The organism is Desulfonauticus autotrophicus, from assembly GCF_055381725.1.
The window spans coordinates 1993733-2016883 of sequence record NZ_AP042395.1; the positions used below are offsets into that span (position 1 = coordinate 1993733).

The 23151-nt window shown below is 40.2% G+C and carries 27 protein-coding genes, 1 tRNA gene and 4 pseudogenes; 24 read left to right on the forward strand and 8 right to left on the reverse strand.

What is annotated here, in order from left to right; all coding sequences use genetic code 11:
• The first annotated feature begins 8 nt into the window (after nt 1-8).
• From era to fliQ, 14 genes and pseudogenes are all read left to right on the forward strand, one after another.
• Nucleotides 9-931 (forward strand): annotated as a pseudogene (gene era / locus ACZ42F_RS11295) (GTPase Era).
• Complete coding sequence (locus ACZ42F_RS11300; RefSeq protein WP_464279065.1) at nt 924-1616, forward strand: YggS family pyridoxal phosphate-dependent enzyme; 693 nt, start codon at nt 924-926, stop codon at nt 1614-1616. Before era ends, ACZ42F_RS11300 begins: the two are co-directional and overlap by 8 nt.
• 70 nt (nt 1617-1686) lie before the next feature.
• The gene (locus ACZ42F_RS11305) at nt 1687-2448 is read left to right on the forward strand and encodes a motility protein A (protein WP_464279066.1); all 762 of its coding nucleotides are present in this window, start codon (nt 1687-1689) and stop codon (nt 2446-2448) included.
• A 28-nt stretch (nt 2449-2476) separates the two neighbouring features.
• Nucleotides 2477-2605, forward strand: a pseudogene (locus ACZ42F_RS11310) (flagellar motor protein MotB); the annotation flags it as partial.
• An 84-nt stretch (nt 2606-2689) separates the two neighbouring features.
• Nucleotides 2690-3271: an OmpA/MotB family protein gene (locus ACZ42F_RS11315; protein ID WP_464280259.1), complete on the forward strand. Its 582-nt coding sequence runs from the start codon at nt 2690-2692 to the stop codon at nt 3269-3271.
• 1 nt (nt 3272) lies between these two features.
• Nucleotides 3273-3602 (forward strand): flagellar motor protein MotB, encoded by a 330-nt coding sequence (locus ACZ42F_RS11320; RefSeq protein ID WP_464279067.1) that lies wholly within the window; start codon nt 3273-3275, stop codon nt 3600-3602.
• Between the two features lie 8 nt (nt 3603-3610).
• Nucleotides 3611-3958 carry an OmpA/MotB family protein gene (locus ACZ42F_RS11325; protein ID WP_464279068.1) on the forward strand — a complete coding sequence of 116 codons (348 nt, stop codon included), beginning with the start codon at nt 3611-3613 and terminating at the stop codon, nt 3956-3958.
• 47 nt (nt 3959-4005) lie between these two features.
• The gene (locus ACZ42F_RS11330) at nt 4006-4281 is read left to right on the forward strand and encodes a hypothetical protein (protein ID WP_464279069.1); all 276 of its coding nucleotides are present in this window, start codon (nt 4006-4008) and stop codon (nt 4279-4281) included.
• 8 nt (nt 4282-4289) lie between these two features.
• Nucleotides 4290-4541: a flagellar basal body-associated FliL family protein gene (locus tag ACZ42F_RS11335; protein ID WP_464279070.1), complete on the forward strand. Its 252-nt coding sequence runs from the start codon at nt 4290-4292 to the stop codon at nt 4539-4541.
• Nucleotide 4542: 1 nt separating this feature from the next.
• The gene (fliM, locus tag ACZ42F_RS11340) at nt 4543-5520 is read left to right on the forward strand and encodes a flagellar motor switch protein FliM (RefSeq protein WP_464279071.1); all 978 of its coding nucleotides are present in this window, start codon (nt 4543-4545) and stop codon (nt 5518-5520) included.
• A gap of 15 nt (nt 5521-5535) precedes the next feature.
• Nucleotides 5536-6105 carry a flagellar motor switch protein FliN gene (gene fliN, locus ACZ42F_RS11345; RefSeq protein ID WP_464279072.1) on the forward strand — a complete coding sequence of 190 codons (570 nt, stop codon included), beginning with the start codon at nt 5536-5538 and terminating at the stop codon, nt 6103-6105.
• Nucleotides 6106-6154: 49 nt separating this feature from the next.
• Nucleotides 6155-6364: pseudogene (gene fliO, locus ACZ42F_RS11350) on the forward strand (flagellar biosynthetic protein FliO); the annotation flags it as partial.
• A 63-nt stretch (nt 6365-6427) separates the two neighbouring features.
• Entirely contained in the window at nt 6428-7168 is a 741-nt protein-coding gene (gene fliP, locus ACZ42F_RS11355) for a flagellar type III secretion system pore protein FliP (protein ID WP_464280260.1), read from the forward strand.
• 19 nt (nt 7169-7187) lie between these two features.
• Complete coding sequence (gene fliQ / locus ACZ42F_RS11360; RefSeq protein WP_029967322.1) at nt 7188-7457, forward strand: flagellar biosynthesis protein FliQ; 270 nt, start codon at nt 7188-7190, stop codon at nt 7455-7457.
• A 2-nt stretch (nt 7458-7459) separates the two neighbouring features.
• Here fliQ and ACZ42F_RS11365 read toward each other — a convergent pair whose 3' ends face one another.
• From ACZ42F_RS11365 to trmFO, 3 genes are all read right to left on the reverse strand, one after another.
• On the reverse strand, nt 7460-9166 hold the full coding sequence (locus ACZ42F_RS11365; protein WP_464279073.1) for a DUF2207 domain-containing protein: 1707 nt from the start codon (nt 9164-9166) through the stop codon (nt 7460-7462).
• A 23-nt stretch (nt 9167-9189) separates the two neighbouring features.
• Nucleotides 9190-9738, reverse strand: coding sequence for a LemA family protein (locus tag ACZ42F_RS11370; RefSeq protein ID WP_464279074.1), 549 nt, complete (start codon nt 9736-9738; stop codon nt 9190-9192).
• A gap of 206 nt (nt 9739-9944) precedes the next feature.
• A complete protein-coding gene (trmFO, locus tag ACZ42F_RS11375) occupies nt 9945-11177 on the reverse strand; it encodes a methylenetetrahydrofolate--tRNA-(uracil(54)-C(5))-methyltransferase (FADH(2)-oxidizing) TrmFO (RefSeq protein WP_464279075.1) in 1233 nt (410 codons plus the stop codon).
• A 57-nt stretch (nt 11178-11234) separates the two neighbouring features.
• On the opposite strand from trmFO, the gene ACZ42F_RS11380 reads away from it, so the two are divergent.
• Both ACZ42F_RS11380 and ACZ42F_RS11385 read left to right on the forward strand, forming a co-directional pair.
• Nucleotides 11235-12179: an ABC transporter ATP-binding protein gene (locus ACZ42F_RS11380; protein WP_464279076.1), complete on the forward strand. Its 945-nt coding sequence runs from the start codon at nt 11235-11237 to the stop codon at nt 12177-12179.
• A complete protein-coding gene (locus tag ACZ42F_RS11385; protein ID WP_029967337.1) occupies nt 12172-12936 on the forward strand; it encodes an ABC transporter ATP-binding protein in 765 nt (254 codons plus the stop codon). Before ACZ42F_RS11380 ends, ACZ42F_RS11385 begins: the two co-directional genes overlap by 8 nt.
• Before the next feature lie 46 nt (nt 12937-12982).
• Here ACZ42F_RS11385 and ACZ42F_RS11390 read toward each other — a convergent pair whose 3' ends face one another.
• Both ACZ42F_RS11390 and ACZ42F_RS11395 read right to left on the reverse strand, forming a co-directional pair.
• Complete coding sequence (locus tag ACZ42F_RS11390) at nt 12983-13375, reverse strand: secondary thiamine-phosphate synthase enzyme YjbQ (RefSeq protein WP_464279077.1); 393 nt, start codon at nt 13373-13375, stop codon at nt 12983-12985.
• Nucleotides 13376-13391: 16 nt separating this feature from the next.
• On the reverse strand, nt 13392-14117 hold the full coding sequence (locus ACZ42F_RS11395) for a Rossmann-like domain-containing protein (RefSeq protein WP_464279078.1): 726 nt from the start codon (nt 14115-14117) through the stop codon (nt 13392-13394).
• 81 nt (nt 14118-14198) lie between these two features.
• Here ACZ42F_RS11395 and ACZ42F_RS11400 point away from each other — a divergent pair.
• From ACZ42F_RS11400 to ACZ42F_RS11435, 8 genes and pseudogenes are all read left to right on the forward strand, one after another.
• Nucleotides 14199-14273 (forward strand) — tRNA-Val (locus ACZ42F_RS11400).
• Nucleotides 14274-14331: 58 nt separating this feature from the next.
• Nucleotides 14332-16271: pseudogene (gene thrS, locus ACZ42F_RS11405) on the forward strand (threonine--tRNA ligase).
• A complete protein-coding gene (infC, locus tag ACZ42F_RS11410; protein ID WP_029967345.1) occupies nt 16255-16785 on the forward strand; it encodes a translation initiation factor IF-3 in 531 nt (176 codons plus the stop codon). The pseudogene thrS and the gene infC overlap by 17 nt, the downstream one beginning before the upstream one ends.
• Nucleotides 16786-16818: 33 nt before the next feature.
• Nucleotides 16819-17016, forward strand: coding sequence for a 50S ribosomal protein L35 (gene rpmI / locus ACZ42F_RS11415; protein ID WP_029967352.1), 198 nt, complete (start codon nt 16819-16821; stop codon nt 17014-17016).
• A gap of 24 nt (nt 17017-17040) precedes the next feature.
• Nucleotides 17041-17391 carry a 50S ribosomal protein L20 gene (rplT, locus tag ACZ42F_RS11420; protein ID WP_029967354.1) on the forward strand — a complete coding sequence of 117 codons (351 nt, stop codon included), beginning with the start codon at nt 17041-17043 and terminating at the stop codon, nt 17389-17391.
• Nucleotides 17392-17394: 3 nt separating this feature from the next.
• Nucleotides 17395-18441: a phenylalanine--tRNA ligase subunit alpha gene (gene pheS / locus ACZ42F_RS11425; protein ID WP_029967368.1), complete on the forward strand. Its 1047-nt coding sequence runs from the start codon at nt 17395-17397 to the stop codon at nt 18439-18441.
• A gap of 27 nt (nt 18442-18468) precedes the next feature.
• Complete coding sequence (pheT, locus tag ACZ42F_RS11430) at nt 18469-20868, forward strand: phenylalanine--tRNA ligase subunit beta (protein ID WP_464279079.1); 2400 nt, start codon at nt 18469-18471, stop codon at nt 20866-20868.
• A gap of 66 nt (nt 20869-20934) precedes the next feature.
• Complete coding sequence (locus tag ACZ42F_RS11435; protein ID WP_029967372.1) at nt 20935-21231, forward strand: MerR family transcriptional regulator; 297 nt, start codon at nt 20935-20937, stop codon at nt 21229-21231.
• Here ACZ42F_RS11435 and ACZ42F_RS11440 read toward each other — a convergent pair.
• Genes ACZ42F_RS11440 through ACZ42F_RS11450 form a run of 3 tightly spaced genes read right to left on the reverse strand, consistent with a single transcriptional unit; the run spans nt 21228 to nt 23137 of the window.
• Nucleotides 21228-21704, reverse strand: coding sequence for an ATP-binding cassette domain-containing protein (locus ACZ42F_RS11440; RefSeq protein WP_464279080.1), 477 nt, complete (start codon nt 21702-21704; stop codon nt 21228-21230). The genes ACZ42F_RS11435 and ACZ42F_RS11440 overlap by 4 nt on opposite strands.
• Nucleotides 21680-22669, reverse strand: coding sequence for an ATP-binding cassette domain-containing protein (locus ACZ42F_RS11445; protein ID WP_464279081.1), 990 nt, complete (start codon nt 22667-22669; stop codon nt 21680-21682). Before ACZ42F_RS11445 ends, ACZ42F_RS11440 begins: the two co-directional genes overlap by 25 nt.
• Nucleotides 22670-22720: 51 nt before the next feature.
• Nucleotides 22721-23137: a hypothetical protein gene (locus tag ACZ42F_RS11450; protein ID WP_464279082.1), complete on the reverse strand. Its 417-nt coding sequence runs from the start codon at nt 23135-23137 to the stop codon at nt 22721-22723.
• Nucleotides 23138-23151: the final 14 nt, after the last annotated feature.

Sequence of the window (23151 nt, forward strand, 5' to 3'; positions counted from 1 at the left end):
AGAAATAGATGCAGTTAGAAGACTTTCGTTCAGGAGTAGTAGCACTGATAGGTCCACCCAATGCGGGTAAGTCCACGCTTTTAAATCAAATATTAGGAGAAAAAATTGCTATAGTTAGCCCTAAACCCCAAACCACTAGAAACCAAATTACAGGTATTTTAACCAGAGATAATTTGCAAATTGTATTTTTAGATACTCCAGGAATACATAAGCAAAAGGGTAAAATGAATGATTTTTTAATTAAATCTGCTTTTGCAGGCCTGGAATCTTCAGATGTTGTTTGTTTGGTACTGGATGGAGATTTATATGTTCGTAAACCTCATTTAATTGCCAAAGAGGTAAGCTTAATAGTAGAGCGTCTAAGTAAGGTGGAAAAGCCTGTTTTTATCTTAATCAATAAAGTGGATAAAATAAAAAATAAGAATACCTTGTTGCCTTTAACTGAAGAAATCTTAAAGTTTTTTCCAGAAAAAGATATTTTTTATATCTCTGCCTTAAATGGAGATGGAGTTGCCCAAGTTTTGGATAAAGTGGCCAGAGAACTTCCCTATGGACCACCACTTTATCCAGAGGACCAGGTCTCTACTGTACCTTTACGTTTTCTGGCTGCTGAATTGGTCCGGGAGAAGCTTTTTTATCTTCTGGATAAAGAATTACCTTATTATCTGGCTGTACAGGTGGAAGATTGGCTGGAAGAGGAAAATCTGGTTACCATCAGGGCAGTTATTTATGTGGCCAGAGAATCCCATAAGCCTATTGTGATTGGAAAAAGGGGAAGTAGGTTAAAGGAAGTAGGCACTAAGGCTCGGTTGGAACTGGAAGAATTATTGGGGAAAAAGTGTTTTTGGATTTGTGGGTTAAAGTTAAACCCAAATGGACAGAAAATACGGGTTTTTTACTTTCCTTGGGATTGGGAGGCCAAGTTGTCTAGAGCAGAGCAGTTAAAAGAAAATTATGAGCAGGTTTTAGAAGAGTTAAAAGAGGCTTGCGTGCAGGCCAGGAGGAATCCAGAAGAAGTAAAGCTGGTTGCTGTTTCTAAGAAGCACAGTAGCAAGGATATAGAGTTTTTAGCTCAATTGGGACAGAAAGACTTTGGAGAGAATTATGTCCAGGAGGTCTTGGCCAAGCAAGAAGAATTAAAAAACCTGTCTTTAAACTGGCATTTTATTGGGGCTTTACAGACCAACAAGGCCAAATATGTGGCAGGAAAATTTTCTTTAATTCACAGTGTGGATAGAGTGAAATTGGCTAGAGAACTGGATAAACAAGCCAAGAAGAAAGGGGTTGTCCAGGAGATTTTGATTCAGGTTAACTTGGGAAAGGAAGAGCAAAAGGCAGGGGTGGAAGAAGAAGGGCTTTTTAGTTTGGTGGAAGAGGTTTTAAAGCTCAAACAACTTAAATTACAAGGTCTTATGACTTTGCCTCCTTGTTGGTGTGGAGAAAAGGTAAGACCGCTTTTTGCCAGGTTAAGGGAGTTAAAAGAAGCAATAGAAAAGCGTTTTGCTTTGAGTTTACCGCATTTATCTATGGGAATGACCCAGGATTTTAAGGAGGCCATTAGTGAAGGTGCTACCCTGGTGAGAATTGGAACCCGTATTTTTGGCCCTAGAATTTAGAGGTTAACTAAAGATAATGGATGAGAAAGACGAAAAGATTTAAGCAATAGTAGTAGTTAAGAGGTAGTTTATGGATCTGGCAACGATAGTTGGAATAGTCCTTTCCTTTGGCCTGGTGGCTGGGGCAATTGTGACTGGTGGAAGCCCCATGGTCTTTGTCAATGTCCCTTCCATGCTTATCGTCTTTGGCGGAACTCTGGGGGCTACTTTAGTAAACTATCCTTTGGGGCATGTGCTGGGTGTTATTGGAGTAATTAAAAATACCTTTTTTGCCAAAGGAGAAAATCCTACCCAGGTGATAGAGCGTTTTATAGACTATGCCAATAGAGCCAGAAGAGAAGGAATTCTAGCTTTAGAGCCACTGGTAAAAGAAATAAAAGACCCTTTTTTACAAAAGGGATTACAGTTAACTGTAGATGGTTTGGAACCTCAAACCATTCAGGAAATTTTGGAAACAGAGATTTCCTATATGGAAGAGCGACATGAAGTAGGAGCAGAGATTCTGGGCATTATGGGCGCCTTTGCTCCGGCCATGGGTATGATTGGTACTGTTATTGGCTTGGTTCAGATGCTTCAAACCATGAATGATCCTAGTACCATTGGTCCTTCCATGGCTGTAGCTTTGATTACCACCTTTTATGGAGCTGTTCTTTCCAACCTGGTGTTTAATCCCATGGCTGGAAAGTTAAAAACCAGAAGTAAGGAAGAGCGCTTAATTAAGGAAATGATTTTAGAGGGGATACTTTCCATTTCTAAGGGAGAAAACCCCAGAATAATAGAAGATAAACTAAATAGTTTCTTACCGCCTAAGTTGCGTAAGCAGTCAGAATAATGGCTAAAAAGGAAAAAAACAAAGTTCAGGAGAAGGAGTGCCTGCGTGGTTGGTAACCTTTTCAGACATGATGACTTTGTTGCTGACCTTTTTTGTGCTCTTGCTCTCCATGGCTTCTTTGACAGATGAAAGGAAAATAAAAGTAGTTTTAGGCTCTATTATTGGTTCTTTTGGCATAGGAACTAAAGGGGTGGATGTTTTGTCTGGAGACAAAGGGGGGAAGGTAGGTGAGCCTGGACCCATGGAAGATGTGGTAGATTTGGCAGCTCTTAAACCTTTGCTCTGGGATGAAAAGGATAAGGATTTAAACTTTATAGCCAATCGTTTTATTCAGATTGTGGAGATAAATTCAGCAGTGCTTTTTGAACCAGGCAAGACCCAGTTGACCGCTCAAGGAAAGGAGTTATTAAGTAAATTAATACCTATTTTAAAAAAGGTGGACTATCCTTTGGCCTTGCGTAGCCATACCTCTACCTTGCGGGATGAGTTTGGTCCGGAATTTTTGAAATTGCAGGAAAATAGTGGATTGGACCTTTCCTGGAAACTATCTTTGGGAAGATTACTTAGCGTATATCGTTATTTGCTAGAGCAGGGGCTAAATCCAGAAAATATCAGGGTAGAGGCCTTTGGGCGTTTTCGTCCTCGTTATCCTGAGACCAGGGCTCAGGGGAGGGAAAAAAATAGAAGGGTTGAAATTGTGTTAGATAAACGGGTTTCTTCCTGGGCAGTAGAAGAAATAGCTCAGTTTAAAGTAAGAAAGCCAGTAGAAAAAGATAAATTCATTTATAAAGATTTTATTTTTGACTTAAATAATACGAGATAATATGGCCAGACGCAAAAAAAGAGGTGGTGGAGAGGTCCAGGCTAATTGGCTGGTAACCTTTTCTGATTTGGTCACCTTATTACTTACTTTTTTTGTTTTACTTTTATCCATGTCCAGCATGGATAAAAGTATTGTAAGGCAGGTGGTTTCTGTTTTTACTGAAGATGTTGGTTTTTTAGATGTTCGCTCTACAGGGAAGATTGAAGATAGGTTTAAAGTCCTGGAAAAGATTTTGCAAAAGCCATGGGAGATTTTAGAAAAGAGAAAAGGATTTTGGATTTACTCTTTCCCGATATGGTGCTTCCTAAAGAAATTAATAGAAGTACTTTAGAAAAAAATTTGGAAATTTTACAAAGGCCAGAAGGAGTGGCCCTGGTTTTGCATGATGGTATTTTGTTCGCTCCAGGTAGTGCTATTTTAAAACCAGAGGCTAAAAGGATTTTGGAGCAAATTGTAGAGTTAGCCATGATTTGGCCTGCACCTGTAAACATAGCTGGATACACAGATTCCAGCGGTGGCATAAGGGTGGACAATTATGAACTTTCTGCAGAAAGGGCCCTGAGTGTGCTGGCCTTTTTTAGAGAGAAAAAATCAGGGAAGATAGATTATCTGTATCTGCTTATGGCCCCAATTTCCCTCTGGCCGACAACAAGACAAGAGAGGGAAGGGCCAGGAATAGAAGGGTAGAAATACTTTTTAAACTCAATAATTATACCTACTTGTAGAGGTTAGAAATGGCTAAAAAGAAAGATAAGAAAGAAGAGCAATCTCAGGAAGAATCTAAAAAAGGTGGAAAGTTAAAGTTAATTATAATTATTGTCTTAGCCTTAGGTTTATTGGGAGGTGGTGGTTTTTTTGCCTACAAATATTTTTTAGCGCCTAAGCCAGCTACAGAAGAAGCAAAACCAGAAGCAGGTAAAGAAGGAGAAAAAAGGATACAAAAGAGGAAGTGCAAGAGGAAGGTGGTCCAACGGAAATCTATTCTTTACCTGCGTTTATTGTCAATTTAGCAGATCCTTTGGGAAGAAGGTATTTAAAGCTGAGTTTGGATGTGGAAGTGAAAAATCAAAAGGTGGTAGAAGAGGTGGATAAAAAACTTCCGCAAATAAAAGACGCTATTATCTTGCTTTTATCCAGCAAAAGTTTTAATGATATTGATAGTATAGAAGAAAAATTGGCTTTAAAAAATGAAATAATGTCCAGGCTTACCCAGATTTTGGGTCAGGACAAGGTAATAAGGGTTTATTTTACAGAAATGGTGGTTCAATAAGATGAATAAAGTCTTAAGCCAGGATGAAGTTGATGCCTTATTGCGTGGGCTTACAGGCGGGGAAATAGAGGCAGAGACAGATATTGCTGATGACGATTCTGGAGTAGTTCCCTTTGACCTGTCTAATCAAGATAGGATTATTAGGGGACGAATGCCTGTTTTGGAGATTATTAACGATCGTTTTGCCCGTCTGGTGAGCAATTCCCTGGCCAATGCTATGCGCAAGAGGGTGGATGTAAACCCGGTCTCCATAGACATGAGCAAGTTTGGAGATTTTATGCGCTCTTTGCCAGTGCCTACCAGTATAAATATTTTTAAAATAGATCCCTTAAGAGGAAATGCCATTTTAGTTGTGGATACAAGGTTGGTCTTTGCCCTGGTGGAGACTTTTTTTGGCGGGACCGGTTCGCAGCCCAAAGTAGAAGGACGAGATTTTACGCCCATTGAGCAGAGTATTATAAAAAAAGTGGTTAAAATTTTACTACAAAATATGGAAGCCTCCTGGCAGCCTGTACACGAAGTAAAAATTGAATATGTACGTTCAGAGATAAACCCTCAGTTTGCTGCTATTGTTCCCCCCAGTGATGTGGTGGTGGTGATAAGTTTTGAAGTAGAACTGGATAACGCCATTGGCTCTTTAATCGTTTGTTTGCCTTATGCCACCATTGAGCCAATTCGTTCCAAGCTCTATGCAGCCTATCAGTCTGAGCGTTTGGAAGTGGATCATGCCTGGATTTCCAGGTTTAAAGAAAGGTTGCTGGAAGTACCTGTGGAATTTAAGGTAGAACTGGGCAAAACAACCATTACAGGAAGACAACTTTTGGATTTAGAAGTGGGAGATATTTTGCTTTTAAATACAGATGAAGAGGATTTATTACCTGCTTTTGTACAGGGTGTGCTTAAATTTCATGGATTACCTGGTTTTGTTAAAGGTAGTAAGGCCTTTAAAGTTATAAAAGAGGAAGAACCCCACTTTTAACAAAGAGGTGAAAATATGACTGATGATCAAGAAAAATTAGCAGAAGAGTGGGCTAAAGCGCTAGAAGAAGGGGCAGATGATATCTTAGATGAATCTGCAGAAGAAACTGCAGCTGCTGGTGAAACTGCTACCGAAAGTAAAGCAACGGAAAGTGCTCCAGCTCCTGACGAAGAAGCCCTGGCTGAGGAGTGGGCTCAGGCTCTGGCCAATGAAGAAGGCGAAAAGGTGGAGAAGGAAAAGGAACAAAAGACCTTAGCAGCTCAAAGCAAAAAAGCAGAATTCAAAGATTTGACAGAAGAGGCCAAGCAGGCTCCTAGTGGGCATAAAAGGGATTTGGAATTTATTTTAGACATTCCGCTTACGGTGACTGCTCAGCTGGGAAGTACGCAGCTTTTGATTAATGAATTGCTTCAGTTGGGTCAGGGGTCGGTCATTGAACTCAATAAACTGGCAGGAGAGCCTTTAGAAATACTGGTCAATGGCAAGTTGGTGGCTAGAGGTGAAGCTGTGGTCATTAATGAAAAATTTGGGGTACGTTTGACTGATATTATCAGCCCCATTGAAAGGATAAAACAACTTGGCTAATGCAACCTTAGCTGCCCCTTCCATGAGTCTGGGTTTAATAGGCCTTAAAATGGCAGGGGCTTTATTTTTTCTTTTAGCACTTATTTTTTTAGGATTTTATTTACTTAAGAAGTTTGGCTATAAGGGATTATCTCGCCGCAATACGAAAGAATTGGAAATACTTTCTCAAATGGGATTGGGTCCGAAAAAATCCCTTTTGGTGGTCCGCTTTTTGAATAAGAAGCTTTTACTAGGAGTGACCGAGACTCAAGTAAATCTATTAAGTGAGGTAGAAGCGGACCGTGAACAAAATTTTCAACAACTTCTGGAAGAAGAAAAAAGCATCATTCTTCTACTAGTTAGTCTAATTTTAACCAGTAGTTCCATAGCTTTTGCCCAAGACCCTATTTTACCTTCCCTTTCTTTACAACTCTCTGGAGGAGAAGCCAGCCCAGAGAAGGTCTCAGTTCTCCTGGAGATATTATTTTTATTAACGGTTCTTTCTTTGGCCCCTGCCATTGTTTTGACAGTAACTTCTTTTACCCGAATTATTGTAGTCTTTTCCTTTTTACGTCACGCCCTGGGCACTCAACAGATGCCTCCCAACCAGGTCCTAATTGCCCTGGCTATTTTTATGACAGCAGCCATTATGGCTCCAGTGGGCAAGCAAATAAACGATCAAGCCTTACAACCTTACCTGCGTGAGGAAATTGGTTATAAAGAAGCCTTGAGCAGGGCTGAACAGCCTTTGCGCAAGTTTTTATTCAAACACACTAGAGAAAAGGATTTATCTGTATTTTTTGCCATAAGTGGCCTGGAAAGACCTAAAAGCAAAGAAGATGTACCCACTTTGCTTTTATTACCTGCTTACTTGATAAGTGAGTTAAAAACTGGTTTTCAGATAGGCTTTTTGATTTATATTCCCTTTTTAATCCTGGATATGGTTGTGGCCAGTATTTTGCTTTCCATGGGTATGATGATGCTTCCTCCCATTATGATTTCTTTACCCTTTAAGATTTTGCTTTTTGTGATGGTGGATGGGTGGAACTTATTGGTGGGTTCTTTGGTTAATAGTTTTTATTAGCTAAATAAGGATAAGAACAATGACTCCAGAATTTGTAATTGGCTTTGCCAGACAGGCTATAGAGCTTACTTTGCTCATTTCCTTACCCATGCTGGGAGTAGGTCTTGTAGTGGGCGTATTTATTTCCATTATCCAGGCAGCTACCCAGCTTCAGGAAATGACTCTTTCCATTATTCCCAAGATAATTTCTATTTTTTTAGTGCTGTTAATCAGCTTTCCCTGGATAATGGACAAAATGATAACTTTTACCCGTGAACTTCTGTTAAATTTACCCAATTATATTCGCTAGGGTTACCAGTCGCTACCCCCACCTCCTCCAAAGCCACCGCCTACACTGGAGCCACCACCGCTAAAGCTGCTTCCACTGGAGGTCTGGGGAGCTGAAGTAAGGTCTCGGGAGATGGTTTTAAAAGAATCATCCATTTTTTCGGCTAAAAGTATGGGGGTATAGTATCCAGTATAATGACCCCTAAACCATTCAGGCGGCCTGGTAACTAGGTCTTTAAACTTTTCAGCCACCTTTTTAGTTATGCCCAGAGCTAAAGCATAGGGAAGAATTTTGTCAAAGTAATTGGGGTCTTCCTTTAACAGCAATTCCAGCTTGGGTTTTTCTGCCCTTTCTATAAATTCTTTAAAGCCCACAATCTGTTCGTATTGTTTGGTCCCTGAAGCAGTTTTTTTAGGCAGATATTTACCAAAAAAGAAAGTTATAATTGCAGAAAAGAAAAGGGAGATGAAAATGACTATGTCTTCCTGAGTAAAGGCTAGAATTATTCCTGCAAATAAGAGAATAAAGGCACTGATTTTAGCCAAAGAAGAAAGTAAGATAGATTTCCTTTCATAGGCATCATTTTGGATAAGTTTTGACGTCAATTCCTTGGAAGCTTTGAGTATGGTTTTATAGAAATTATTTTTGAGAGAGCTTGTTTTAACCACATTGCTGGAACCTGGAAAAAGGTCGTAAAAAATAGTTTTTTCAAAGTCCTTAGCAGTTTCTGGTAAATCTTTATTTTTATACAATATATAGTCTCTTTTGGGGTCCAGTAAGGTTTTTCCTTCCACTTCTTCTATGTCAATAAGTCCCTGGCTTGCCCAGTAAAAGATTAGAGAAATTAAATCCCTGTTATCTCCTTTATCATCAATGAGATATCCCACTTCAGCAGGAGTAAGTCCAGCAGGTGGTTTAAAGTGAACCATTTTAACTATTTTTTTGTCCTTGCCGAACTTTAGCCACAGAAGATACCAGAAAGCAAAGACCAGAAAGGGAATAAAGTAGGAGTAGTTGTTTAAGAAAAATAATTTTAAGTTTAGTCCCAGAGAACCCTGGCTTAAAAAGTCTTTGGGAAACCAGATAGCTACAGTTATGCCTTCAAAGGGATTAAGAGGCCTGCTGGTTTCTCCATATAAAATTCCAGCATCAGCCCTTACCAGAGGAACTTTTTCTGTACTGCCAAACTTTCCTCTGACCACATAGTATTTGTCCTGAGCAGGTAGATAGTTCTGGGGAAGATGTATGCTAAAAGTAGCTTTATCTATTTTAGTGTCCCATTTAGTGCCGATTACATTATAATAAAATTCAGCATAGTCTTGAAAAAAAGCAATGGTTCCATAAACCTTATATTTTATGGTGTAATTTACATCTCCATTTACATATTTATCTGGGTCTCCCATTCTGATATTTAGGTAAGCTCCTTTTTTATAGATTTTATTTTTTACCCCTGGAGTCTCTATATCGAATATGTATGCTTTGTATTTATTGCCATAAATAAAGAGGTTTTTCATATTTTCTGTTTTTGTTTCTACCCGGTACTTATAGGGTATGAATCTCTTTATTCCGTGCCTTGGTTGGTAAAAATGAACAAGTAAGTTTTCTTTTATCTCTAACACAGAATTTGGGTTGACTTTTATGTCAACATCATAATTTTTTATGTAAAAATTAGCAGCAAGTAAATTGTTGGAATAGATGATTAGAAATAAAAAGAAAATTATCTTCTTCATTTTTATCTCCAGGTTTTTATGGTTTAAAAACTTATTTTTACATTTTCTTTTTCTGCTTCTTCTATTTCAAAGAAAGCTCTCTTTTGAAACCCAAAAATATTGGCAATAAGTACAGAAGGAAAGGATTCACAAAGGACATTGTAATCTCTGGTTACAGCATTATAATAGCGCCTGGCCAGTTGAATATTGTCTTCAATTTCACTTAGAGTTTGTTGGAGGTCTAAGAAGTTGGTATTGGCCTTTAGGTTGGGATAACTTTCGCTTAAGGCAAAGATGGTTTTTAAGGCTCCAGTAAGCATGTTTTCTGCCTGAGCTTTATCTTCTACACTTTGAGCGTTGATGGCCATATTCCTGGCCTGAATCACCTTTTCCAGGGTCTCTTTTTCGTGTTTGGCATAGCCTTTTACAATTTCTACTAAATTGGGGATAAGGTCATGCCTTCTTTTCAGTTGCACATCTATTCCGCTAAAACTTTCTTCTGCTTGATTTTTCAAGCGGATAAACTTGTTGTAATAGAAAATAAAACCAATAATGATGAGAACAATTATGGCTAATATAATGTAAAGCACCATATTTTCCCTCCCCTTTCACTTTTTTACAGTTTTTAGTAGCTCTAAAAAGGGAAGAGGGCAAGATAATTTTTTATTTTCTAAAGCTTGGAAGAGGAATGTAAGGTTAGATAGAAAGGATATTGTGTATTATTTTTAACCAGGATTCAAAGTGTTCTTGGGCTCTTTTGGCATAGGCTTGTTTGCGCTCTTTTTTCTTATCTTTTGTTTTAAAGCCGGAAAGAGTCCAAAGTGGATATTGGAAGGCTGGAAGTTTTTTCTTTTTTTTGGGTGTGTCTCCATAAAGCACCCAGAGCAGTTTCTTGAGGAGGATAGATAAAGTCTTGCTCCAATACTTGGCTGCCTACAATAAGTCCTACCAGCAAACCACAGGCAGCAGATTCCACATATCCTTCTACTCCAGTAATCTGGCCGGCTAAAAAGATGTGCGCAAGTTTTTTCAGAGATAGGTCTGGATTTAAGACTTCAGGGCTGTTGACAAAGGTGTTGCGGTGAATGCTTCCCAAACGCAGGAATTCTGCCTTTTCCAGTCCAGGAAGGAGGCGAAAAATCCTTTTTTGTTCTGGATAGGTGAGTTTGGTTTGAAAACCTACCAGGTTAAAGGCGGTTTTTTCTTTATTTTCTGCGCGCAGCTGAATTACTGCAAAGGGTTGTTTGCCGGTGCGAGGGTCAATGAGCCCCACTGGTTTTAGTGGTCCAAAGGCCAAGGTCATATCCCCTCTTTGGGCCATTTCTTCTATGGGCAAACAGCCTTCAAAATGAATTTCTTTCTCAAAAGGGTGGAGCTTGACTTTTTCTGCTGCCCGCAATTCTTTTATAAAGGCAAAGTATTTTTCTTCAGTAAGGGGAATATTGAGGTAATCCTTATCTTCTGGTTTATAGCGAGACCCCCAGAATACTTTGGAAAAATCAATGGAATCTGCACTTATAATGGGAGCAATGGCATCGTAGAAATAAAGGTTTTGAGTGCAAATTTCCTGTAAAGACCTGGCTAAGGGTTCACTTACTAAGGGGCCAGGTGCTAAAATAATTTTGTCAAAGTTACTTAAAAAACTTTCCTGTAAAGAAGTTAATTCGTAGCACTCCTGTTTAAAGCCAGGAAAGCTATGTAATTTGTTGGTTATATACCGGGAAAATTGCTTTCTATCCACGGCCAGGGCTTTGCCTGCAGGGACTCTGTTTGCATCTGCAGCTTCTAGAATAAGGCTGCCTAGAGCCCTCATCTCAGCTTTCAATAAACCCACTCCAGTAGTTAGCTCTTCTGAGCGTAGAGAGTTGGAGCAAACCAGTTCAGCTAGGGAAGGTTCTTTGTGGGCAGGAGAAAATTTTTGCGGTTTCATGTCTATTAGTAACACTTCCAGGCCTAAGCGCAAAAGTTGATAACTTGCTTCACAACCAGCCAGGCCTCCGCCTACCACCAGGATTTTTTTCTTAGCTTGCAATTTTCCTCCTTTTCTTTAACCTAAGGGAAATTTTCTCTTTAAGTTTAGGTTCTAAGAATGTCTTTATTGAAAGTCAAAGATTTAGAGTTGCTTTTCTCCCCTTATTTACCTGTGTTAAGAGGTATTAGCCTTTCTTTAGCTCAAGAAGAAAGTTTTGGCTTAGTAGGAGAGTCTGGTTGTGGCAAGAGTTTATTTGCCCTTTCCCTTTTGGGCTTAAATCCACCTTTTTCTAAGGTCATTAAAGGAGAAGTTTATTTTAAAGGTAAAAGTTTGCTTGGCCTGAGGGAAAAAGTTTGGAGCAAGATTAGAGGCAGGGAAATTTCCATCATTTTGCAGGACCCCCTTTCTGCTTTAAATCCTGTTTTAAAGGTAGGTTATCAAGTTAGGGAAGGTCTACTTTATCACTATAAATTAAGTAAAAAAGAGGCCACAGAAAAGTGTTTACTGGGCTTACAGGAGGTGGGGTTTTCTGAACCAGAAACTGTTTTTCACAGTTATCCCCACCAGCTAAGTGGTGGTCAGAGACAGAGGGTATTAATTTTACAGGCTTTGCTTTGTAGCCCTCAGTTGGTCATTGCTGATGAACCCACTACTGCCCTGGATGCCAGCCTTAAAATTCAAATTCTGGACCTTTTAGAACGGCTAAGACAAAAGGAAAAAAGTTCTCTATTGCTTATTTCGCATGACCTTAAATTGGTGGCGCGTTGCTGTGAGCGTATAGGCGTGATGTATCTGGGGCAACTGGTAGAAGTGGGGAGTACACCTGGCCTGCTTTCTAGCCCCAGACATCCTTATACTCGGGGGTTGCTTGACTCCATTCCTTCTTTAACCTCAGATAAAGAATTAAAGCCTATTTTGGGACAGGTGCCAGACTTAAAAGCTATTCCCTCTGGTTGTGCCTTTCATCCCAGGTGTCCTGAGAAAAAAGACATTTGTATCCAAAAGGAACCTCCTGTTTTTAAACTTGCTGACCAGGAAGTAAGGTGCTGGTTGTATGAATGAGTATGTATTAGAGGTCAAAAATATACATAAAACCTATAAGGTCAGAGTGGGGCTTAAGGGTAAAGAAATAGAAGTTTTAAAGGGCTTAAGTTTTAATTTAAAGCCAGGAGTAAGTTTGGGTATTGTAGGTGAGTCTGGCAGTGGGAAAAGTACTCTGGTCAAGATAATTGCTGGCCTGGAAGCTCCAACTCAAGGTCAACTATTTTGGGAAGGTCAACCTCTTTCCTATCCTCGTAAGCCCAACCCTAAACATATTCAGATGGTATTTCAGGACCCCTATGCCTCTTTAAACCCTAAACAAAAAATAAAAAGCATTCTAGAAGAGCCTTTAAAGCTTAACACTTCTCTGTCTGCTTCACAGCGCCTGGAAAAGATAGTTTTTTGGTTGCAGGCCTTTAATCTTTCGCCTGAAATTTTAAATCGTTATCCCCATCAATTCAGTGGTGGACAAAGGCAGCGCATTGCTCTGGCCAGGGCCTTTTTACTGGAGCCCAAACTTGTGATTTTAGATGAGCCTGTTTCTGCTTTGGATGTTTCAGTACAGGCTCAGATTTTGACCTTGCTGAAAAAAATACACCTGGAACAGAAAAGAAATTATATTTTTATTTCTCATGACTTGGCTGTGGTGCGTTATTTGTGTTCAGAAATGCTGGTTATGTGGAAGGGGGAAATAGTAGAGCAGGGTAAAACCAAAGAAATTCTGGCTAATCCAACTCATGCTTATACCCAGAGTTTACTGGAAGCCAGCCTGGGATAAGCCCCTAAATAAGCATTGCCTTGCCCAGAGCAGAGCCTTCTGGTTTTTATTTTAACAATTTTATCCACACCTTTCTATTTCTGGGTCCATCAAATTCAGCTAAAAAAATACGCTGCCAGGTTCCTAATTTAATCTGTCCCTGCTCCAGAATAATCAGTTGTGAAGGCCCTATGAGGCTGGTTTTGAGGTGGGCATCTGAATTGCCTTCCAGGTGGGCATAATCCCAATGAAGGGGAATTAGTTTTTTTAAAGATTGAATAATATCCCTGGCTACAGCTGGGTCAGCTCCTTCATTAATGGTAATTCCACAGGTGGTATGAGGACTATAGAGGAGAAGTACTCCTTCTTGTAGTTGTTCTTGTCTTACCAGGCTTTGCACCTGAGAAGTGATGTCTTTTAACTCTTCTCTGGTAGATGTTTTTACTTCCAGAGTCCACATTGTTTAACCTCCTGGGTTAATGACTATTTTCTTTAGAAATTAAAATAGAAGTTACTCCTGTTAATTGCTTAAAACAAGCTCCCTTTAAAATCCCCTGTCGAACCAGTTCAAAATCCAGGACCCTGGCTCCTCCCAGGTAGTGAAAATTAAGAGTAAATAAGTAGTTGCTTAAGGGCGTACTTGGCCCCAGCATAAGTTTAAGGCTGTTAGCTGGAATAAGGTTTAAAAGAGAGGCTAAAGTTCCATTTAAGAGAGTAGTTGCTGTAAGAGCCACAATCTCTGCCCGGGGTAATATTTCTTTGGCCTTATTAGCAGGCAAGTCTCCAGGTCTGGGATGTAGTTCTAATACCCAAAGGTTTTTAAAATAGGGGCGGAATTTTTCCACAAAGGGAAAATGTCCAATAACTGCCAGGTTCTTATTTTGCCCCTGTTGGAGTAAAATTTCTTGAGCTTTTTGAGTTAGATAATTTTCAGGAAAAAGAAGACTGTTTAAGGCTGCCAGGGCCAGGCTGGCCTTTAGAGTGTTTTGCTTTTCTAGCCAGGGTAAAATATCTATAAGAGGAGTAGAAACAAGGTTAGGAGGGGTAGAGCCCGGAAAGGAAGCAGCCAGTCCTGCCTGGCCTAAAGAGTTCTTTATGGCCACCAGACTCTTGCCCACTACTACTTCCTGGATATAGATGTTTTGGGCTTTTTCTTGACCTGCTTTAATTAAGGATTGAAGGATGTTTTCCTGAGTAATCATGGAAAAAACCTTTGCTTTTTCCTGGCAAATAGTCTACTTGACAAGTTTTGGCAAGGTTTGTAGGTATCCCTTTTACTTTTTAGGCGCGTAGCTCAGGGGGAGAGCACTTGCTTGACGCGCAAGGGGTCAGGAGTTCAAATCTCCTCGCGCCTACCATTTTAGTTAAAAAGGGAGGCCTTTTGAGCCTCCCTAAACTGTTTCTTTAGGTAGAGAAATGTTATTAGAAATAGAAGGGTTACAAGATAAAATAGAAGTAGAAGAGGGAGCCCTTTTGGGCTCTTTGCTGGCTTATTTTTCCAAGAAAAAGCTAAAAAAATAGTGGCATTTAAATGTGAAGATAAGCTTTTTGACCTTTCCAGGGAGATTCCTGAAGAGTGTAAAAAACTTACTCCTGTTTTTATAGATGATGCTTTGGGTTTAAAGGTTTTGCGCCACAGTGCTGCTCATATTATGGCTGAAGCAGTGAAAAAGCTTTTTCCTTCAGCTAAGGTTACAATTGGTCCTGACATTGAAAACGGTTTTTACTATGATTTTGACTATGAGCGTCCTTTTACGCCTGAAGACCTGGAAAAGATTGAGCAGGAAATGGCCAGAAGTGTGGCTGCTAATCATCCCTTTGTGCGTGAAGAGTTGTCCAAGGAAGAAGCTAAAAAACTTTTTTTAAAATTAAATGAAACCTATAAACTGGAAATTATAGACGAGCTTGGGGAGGAAACAGTCTCCATTTATAGACATGGGGATTTTGTGGATTTGTGTCGTGGTCCTCATCTTCCTTCTACTGGTTACTTAAAGGCCTTTAAGCTTACTTCAGTGGCTGGAGCTTATTGGCGGGGCGATGAAAACAAGCCCATGCTCCAGAGGATTTATGGCACTGCCTTTGCCAGTGAAAAGGATCTGAAAAAATATCTGGCTCAGTTAGAGGAAGCCAAAAAAAGAGACCACCGCAAACTAGGGGCACAACTGGATTTGTTTAGCTTTTCTGAAGAAGCTGGTCCTGGAATGCCCATTTTTCATCCCAAAGGGGCTTTACTTCGAGCTATTTTAGAAGACTTTGAAATAAAAGAACATTTGCGGCGTGGTTATGAGGTGGTTAGGGGGCCCAGACTCTTAAGGCAGGAGCTTTGGAAGCGTTCTGGCCATTATGATAACTATCGAGAAAACATGTATTTTACAGAAATAGATGGGCAGGTTTATGGTTTAAAGCCCATGAACTGCCTTTCGCATATGCTTATATACAAGTCCAAGCTCCGTAGTTATAGGGATTTACCTTTACGCTTTTTTGAACTGGGTACTGTGAATCGGCATGAAAAGTCTGGTGTATTGCATGGGCTTTTACGGGTAAGGCAGTTTACCCAGGATGATGCCCATATCTTGTGCCGTCCAGATCAATTGCAGGAAGAAATTGTGGGGGTGCTTAACTTTGTCCGGGATGTAATGAAACTTTTTGGTTTTGAGTACGAATTGGAGATAAGCACCAGACCAGAAAAATCCATTGGTTCAGATGAAGATTGGGACAGGGCTACAACAGCTTTGACTCAAGCTCTGGAAAGTTTGGGGCTGAAATATGATATTTGCCCTGGAGAAGGGGCTTTTTACGGGCCAAAGATAGATGTAAAACTCAAAGATGCTTTGGGCAGAAAGTGGCAGTGCTCTACTATTCAATGCGATTTTACTTTGCCAGAGCGTTTTGACCTGACTTACATTGGGGAAGATGGCGAAAAACATCGACCTGTAATGTTACATAGAGTTATTTTAGGCGCTATAGAGCGCTTTTTGGGAGTGTTGATTGAACATTATGCGGGCGCTTTTCCTACCTGGCTGGCTCCTGTACAGGCCAGGATTTTAACCATTACTGATGCTCAGAATGAATATGTGGAAAATTGTTATAAGGTTTTGCGCCAGGCAGGTTTAAGGGTAGAAAAAGATTTGCGTAATGAAAAATTGGGTTATAAAGTAAGAGAAGCCCAACTGGAAAAGATACCCTATGTGCTGGTTGCTGGAGAAAAGGAAGTAGAAGCTGGCGGCTTAAATGTGCGTTTAAGAGGTGGTAAAAACATGGGCTTAAAGAGCCTAGAAGAGATAGTGGATATTATTTATCAAGATATGGATGAACCATTTAAACAGGGAGGAATGAGCTATAGGTACCTCTACTAATGCCCGCAAGAATAATCAGATTAGGGCCCGGGAAGTACGCTTAATTAAGGAAAATGGTGAGCAAGCAGGGATTGTTTCTTTAGACGAAGCCTTGAGTTATGCTAGAGAAGTGGGGTTGGATTTAGTGGAAGTAGCCCCCAATGCCAATCCACCGGTTTGTAAGGTGATGGATTATGGCAAGTATCTCTATGAACAGCAGAAGAAACAGCAAGAGGCCAAAAAAAAGCAAGTTAAGGTTCAGATAAAGGAGATAAAAGTTCGTCCCAAAACCGATGAAAATGACTTGCAAACCAAGCTTCGCCACATAAAGCGGTTTTTGGATGGTGGTGATAGGTGTAAGGTGACCGTCTTTTTTAGAGGTAGAGAACTGGCTCATAAGGAGAAAGGTTTAGAAGTTTTAGAGCGAATTGCCAAAGAAGTGGAGGAAGTAGCTAAAATAGAGCAAACACCTAAGTTTGAAGGTCGCACCATGACTATGCTTTTAGCTCCACTTGCTAAGGGTAAAAAGAAATAAACTTTGTGTTTAGTTTTGAAGGAGGATGATTGTATGCCCAAAATGAAGACCAACAGAGCCGCCGCTAAAAGATTTACTAAAACTGGCAGTGGAAAATTTAAAAGAAGAAGACAAAATTTAAGACATATCTTGACCAAAAAGAATGCCAAGAGAAAAAGAAGATTGGGTCAAGCTGCTTTGGTAGATTCTGCCAATATTCGTCAGGTAAAGAAATTATTACCTTATGCTTAATTTATTTTAGGGAGGAGATATAAGATGCGTGTAAAATCTGGAAAAACTCGCCATCGCAGGCATAAAAAATATTTGAAGATGGCCAAGGGCTATACTGGCTCTAGGGGAAAACTCTATCGTATTGCTAGAGAGCAGGTAGAAAGGTCTCTTTGCTATGCTTATAGAGACAGAAAACAGCGCAAAAGAGAATTTCGTAAACTTTGGATTATTCGAATTAATGCTGCTGCCAGAGAGTATGGCCTTTCCTATAGCCGTTTTATGAGTGGGCTAAATAAGGCTGGGGTGGTTATCAATCGCAAGTCTCTGGCAGATATGGCTGTGTATGAGAAGGCAGCCTTTGCCCGTTTAGCTGAACTTGCTAAAGCCAGTTTGTAAGCCATGTCTCTCACAACTTTTTTGGCTGAACTAGATGGCCTTATTCAGGAACTGGAAAAAGACCTGGATAAGGCCTCGTCTATTTCTCAGTTAGAAGAGGTCCGGATTCGTTATCTTAGCCGTAAAGGAAGACTGGCTGAGGTAATGAAGGGACTGCCTAAACTTGCTCCAGAAGAAAGGCCTGAAGCTGGACGCAAAGCCAATGAAATAAAAGAAAAGTTAAGTAGTCTGTGGGAAGCAAAAAAAAGGTTTTTTGAACAAAAGGAAAAAGAAGAGCGGTTACGCGACTTTGACCCCACCTTGCCAGGCCGTATTCCACCTGTAGGCACTTTACATCCCATTACCTTGGTGATTGAAGAAGTTTCTGCTATTTTTACTTCTTTGGGCTTTGAAGTGGTTTTAGGGCCTGAGGTGGAGACAGATTTTTACAATTTTGAGGCCTTAAACATCCCCCCTGAGCACCCTGCCAGGGATATGCAAGACAGTTTATATATCACGGATAAAACCCTTTTGCGTACCCATACTTCTCCTTTACAAGTAAGGACCATGTTGGCCAAAAAGCCTCCTGTGGCAGCCATTGCTCCAGGCAAGGTTTACAGGCGGGACTCTGATTTGACCCATAGTCCCATGTTCCATCAAATAGAAGGTTTTTTGGTAGATAAAAAGGTTACCATGGCTGACCTAAGGGGGACTTTAACCCTGTTTTTACATAGAGTATTTGGTAGTGAGACCAGAGTACGTTTTCGTCCCAGTTTTTTCCCCTTTACAGAACCCAGTGCAGAGGTGGATATTAGTTGTGTAATGTGTGGAGGAAAAGGAAAGGTAGCTGGTAAGACCTGCCGCGTGTGTAAGGAAACAGGCTGGGTGGAGATTTTGGGTTGTGGCATGATAGACCCGGCTGTGTTTAAGATGGTCAATTATGACCCAGAAGAATACTCTGGTTTTGCCTTTGGTCTGGGCGTAGAAAGGATTGCTATGCTCAAGTATTCTATTGGTGATTTACGCATTTTCTTTGACAATAACCTTCGCTTTTTAAAGCAGTTTGTATAAACTCCCGCTTTTTTTGAGGTTTTTCTTATGTTGCTTAGTCTAAATTGGTTAAAAGATTTTGTTCCCTTTGCTGGAGATGTAGAAGACCTGGCCCATCGTTTAACCATGGTTGGTCTGGAAGTGGAAGAAATAGCCTCTCCTTTTGCTTACCTGGAAACAGTAGTGGTGGGTAAGGTAGTGGAGTGTAAGCCTCATCCCAAAAGTGACCACCTGTCTTTGTGTAAGGTGGATGTGGGTACAGAAGTCTTGCCTATAGTTTGTGGTGCTCCCAATGTGGCCCAAGACCAGCTGGTTCCTGTAGCATTGATTGGAACTACCTTACCTTCTGGGCTGACTATCAAAAAGGCCAAGCTAAGAGGTGAGCTTTCTGTGGGCATGATTTGTTCGGCCCAGGAATTGGAACTGGGTGAGGATAGCTCTGGGATTTGGGTTTTAAATCAAGAATTTTCTAATCTCAAAGTGGGAGATAATCTGATAGATGCCTTGGGGCTGGATAGGTATGTTCTGGACATTGGAATTACTCCCAATAGGGCAGATTGTTTGAGCGTGCTGGGATTGGCCAGAGAAGTGGCAGTGCTTTATTCTTTGCCCTTGCAACTTCCTTGCGTGGAGGTGAAAGAAAGTACAGAAGAGATAGACTATGAAATAGAAATCAAGGCCCCAGAGGATTGTTATCTTTATCAGGCCAGATTGTTAACAGATTGTACTTTAAAGGAAAGCCCTGCCTGGCTTAGATTTCGTTTACTTGCTTCAGGTATCAGACCCATTAATAATATCGTAGATGTAACCAACTATGTGATGTTGGAATTGGGTCAACCTTTACACTCCTTTGACCGCAAACTTTTAGCCGGGAAGAAAATCCAGGTGGACCTGGCCAGAGAAGGCCAGGATTTTACTACCTTAGATGGCAAAAAGAGAAAACTTTTGCGTTCGGATTTGCTTATCTGGGATGCAGAAAAACCTGTGGCCCTGGCTGGAGTCATGGGAGGAGAAAACAGTGAAATCAATGAAAACTCTACAGAGGTTTTATTGGAATGCGCTGTTTTTAACCCTGTTACCATTAGAAAAACCGCACGCAGACTGGGGTTAAGTAGTGAATCCTCCTATCGTTTTGAACGCGGTATTGACCAGCTTTTATCTCCCTTTGCCCTGGAAAGGGCCACTCATCTGTTGCAACAACTTACTCAGGCCAGGGTATTAAGAGGCGTAGCCAGAAAAGAGACTAAACCCTATAAAGAGAGATTAATTACCTTTAGGCCTGGAAAGGTAAGTGAACTGCTGGGCATAGAAATTTCTGAGGAATTTTGCTCTAAGACTTTAGAGAGTTTGGGCTGTGGATTGCAACCTGGAGCTGAAAAGTGGCTGGTAACTCCTCCCAGTTATCGCCAGGATCTGGAAAGGGAAGTGGACCTTATAGAAGAGGTGGGACGCATTTATGGTCTGGATAGAATTCCTGCTACCTTGCCCAAGGTAAGTAAGAGTTTAAAGGTAGAAAAAGAAGATTGGTTTCAGTTTTTGAGTAAAATAAAGCACTGGGCTAAAGGCGTGGGCTTAAACGAAGCCATTAACTATAGTTTTGTGGCAGAAGAGACCCTGGATTTGTTGCAGAAAGAAGACAAAGAGCAAAGGGTTTATATTTTAAATCCCTTAAGCGAAGAACAAAATGTCCTGCGCACTAACCTGCTGGCTGGAATTTTAAATACTGTTCGAGTGAACTTTGGACGAGAAAATAGGGACTTACGCCTTTTTGAAGTGGCCAAAACCTTTTTTTTGGATAAAGAGCAAGAGACCCTGTGTCGAGAAGAGCACAGGCTGGCCCTTTTACTTACAGGCAGTAGAGAGGGAAATTTTTGGCCTTATTCCGCAGACAAGAAGGTTGATTATCTGGATTTAAAGGGGTTGGTAGAGCATTTGGCCCAGGTCTTTGGTTGTCAGGATTTAGAATTTCGTCTTGTGGAAAATAAGGATTTTTATCTTAAACCCTGGGTAAAAGTCTTCCAGCAAGGAGAAGAGATTGGTTTTCTGGGATTGGTAGAAGAGGAAATAGCTGATAGGTTTGAGGCCAATCAAGAACTATGGTATGCAGATTTAAATTTGGAAAAGATTTTTGCTTGTTATCAACAAAAAAGATACAGCTTTCAAGAATTACCCAAGTTTCCTGGTACTACCAGGGACATTACTCTAGTTTGTCCTTTGAGTTTAAAGTTAGTTGAAGTTTTAGAGGTAATTTCTGAGCTTAAAGTGGCTTTGCTGGAAGAAGTGCGGGTAATAGATATTTTTTATCCTCAAGGTAAAGCAGAAAAGAATGTTACCTTAAGGTTATTTTATCGTTCCAAGGACAAGAGTCTCAAAGATAAAGAAGTAAATAAAATTCACGATAAGATTGGTAAAACCTTACTGGATAAGTTAGATGTACGTTTTCCCTAGACAAAAATAAATTTCTGTTTTTTGAGGGCGAACCTTTTTGGGGTTCGCCTTTGTTTTTTCAAAGCAATGAAAAGTAGATATTATAAAATAGGTGAAGTGGCCAGAGAGTTGGAATTAGAGCCTTATGTCCTGCGTTTCTGGGAAAAGGAGTTTCCCCAGCTTACTCCTGAGCGTTCCAGTAAGGGCCAGCGTCTTTATACTGAAGAACACTTAAAACTTTTAAAACGCATCAAGTATCTCCTTTATGAAGAAAAGTTGACCATTGAAGGAGCAAAGCTTCGCTTACAGGAGCATAACCGCTGGTTAGAAAAAGTAGAAGATATTAGAAAGGAGTTAAAAGATATTTTAAAATTGCTGGACTAAATTTTTATCCTCTGAAGATAAAACCTTTTTGCTTCTTGAAAAGTCCCCTGAAAAACCAATTGGTTTTTCTCTAAAACTATTCCTTCCAGGCATAATTCTTCCAGCAAATTAGTTTCGTGCGCACTAATAAGTAAAGTAAGTTCTGGCTTGAGTTTTAAATAGGAGATAAAAAGTTCTCTTTGAACTTCATCTAGGCCAATAAAAGGCTCATCTAAAAGCAATATTGGGGGATTTAAAATAATGCTTCTTAAAAGCAGAATTTTATTCTTTTGGCCAAAAGACAGGTGCTTAAACTTTATTTTAGCCAAATCCAAGCAGGAAAATTTTTTCATCAGGTCTAAGGTCTTTTGCTTGTCCTGTGCTTGCAAAGGTTTAAAGGGATGGTAGCTGGCGTAAAGACCTGTGGCAATGATTTGCCAGGCTTTTAAATCCTGGTCAAAATAGTTTTTTATTTCTGGAGAGAAAAAGCCCAAGTTTTTTCCCGAATATTTCTGGGAGGTAAGTTTTGTCCTTTAAAAATAAGCTCTCCACCTTTTAAGGGATAGATTTCTCCTTTAACCAGTTTAAAAAAGGTGGTTTTTCCACTTCCATTAGGGCCTAAGATAGCAAGCTTAGCACCTTCTTTTATGTTTAGTTCTTCTACTTCCAAAAGGGTTTTATGCTCTCTTTTTACCAGACATTTTTTTAGCGAGAGCAGAGTGGGACTGGAAGGAAGTTGAGAAGAAAATTTGTTTTTAGGCAGGGTAGTTTTAGGGTTGGTACAGGGAACCAGGGTTTGGTCTTTTATGCATAAGTAATTAACAGGGAAGGGAAAATCTATTTTTTGATGAGAGGTTAAAACCAGAGCGGCTTTATGGGTTTGCAGATACTTGCTTAATAACTGGATAAGGTCCTGGCTGGCTTTTGGGTCCAGATTTAAAAATAGTTCATCTAAAAAGAGAAATTGGGGTTTGCTAAAAAAGGTGCGGGCCAAAAGTACCTTTCTAGCTTCTCCTGTGGATAAACTAAAAAAATCTCTTTCCAGGAAAGGGGTTAAGCCAAGGAAGCTGGTTAGTTGTTTTAATTCTTCAGGCAAGCTGGCAAAGGATAGGGTGGGAAAAATTTCTCCCTTGAGTCCAGAAGCTAAAATTTCCTGTACTTTAAAGTTTAATTCCTGCTCCCAGTAAAAATCCACATCTTCAGGTTTGAGATAGCTGACATAAGGCCTTAGGGTTAAGGGTGAGTGGGAATAAGTATTGTTTAGGTAATAAATTCTGGTTTTAATCTCTTCAGGTTTTGGAGATAGATAGCCCAGTAAGAAGTCTAAAAGAGAGCTTTTTCCACTTCCATTGGGACCCAGGATAAAGAAGTGTTTTCCTGAAGAGATGGTAAGAGAGATGTCTTTAAGTAATAGCTTATCCTGGCGGTAGATATTAGCTTTTTTGATCTCAATTTTCATATTCAAAAGGTAAAGGAGAAGGGATTAAAAGGCAAGGCTTAAAGCTGGCCTTTAAGCCTTGCGGGAGGTGTTTATGCGGGCTAGGAGGTAGCCATTTAAGAGCAAAGATAGGCCCAGGATTATTTTCAGGAAAAGAGAAGGGGTGTTGTTTAAAGTTTTTGGCTTTTTTAAAGAATGAGGTTCCAGGTAAAAGATTTTTTTATGCCCCATGCCTGCCTTTATTTCCACCTTTACCCTTTGAGTAAAGGGAGGAAGGGCAAACCGACCCTGAAAATCGGTTTGCCCCCTAAGAAGTATGTCTCTGGTTGTAGGGTCAATAACCTTTACTTCAGCAAAAGAGGCGCTTTCTTGAGGTAAAAAATAGACCTCAAAGTAAGGTAGTTCCTGGGTATAGAGATTGCAATCAAGCCCGTGAGCCAGAGAGGAAGAAGGCAGGCCAAGCAAAAACCAAAAAATCCAGAAAACCATCTAGCGCACCTCAA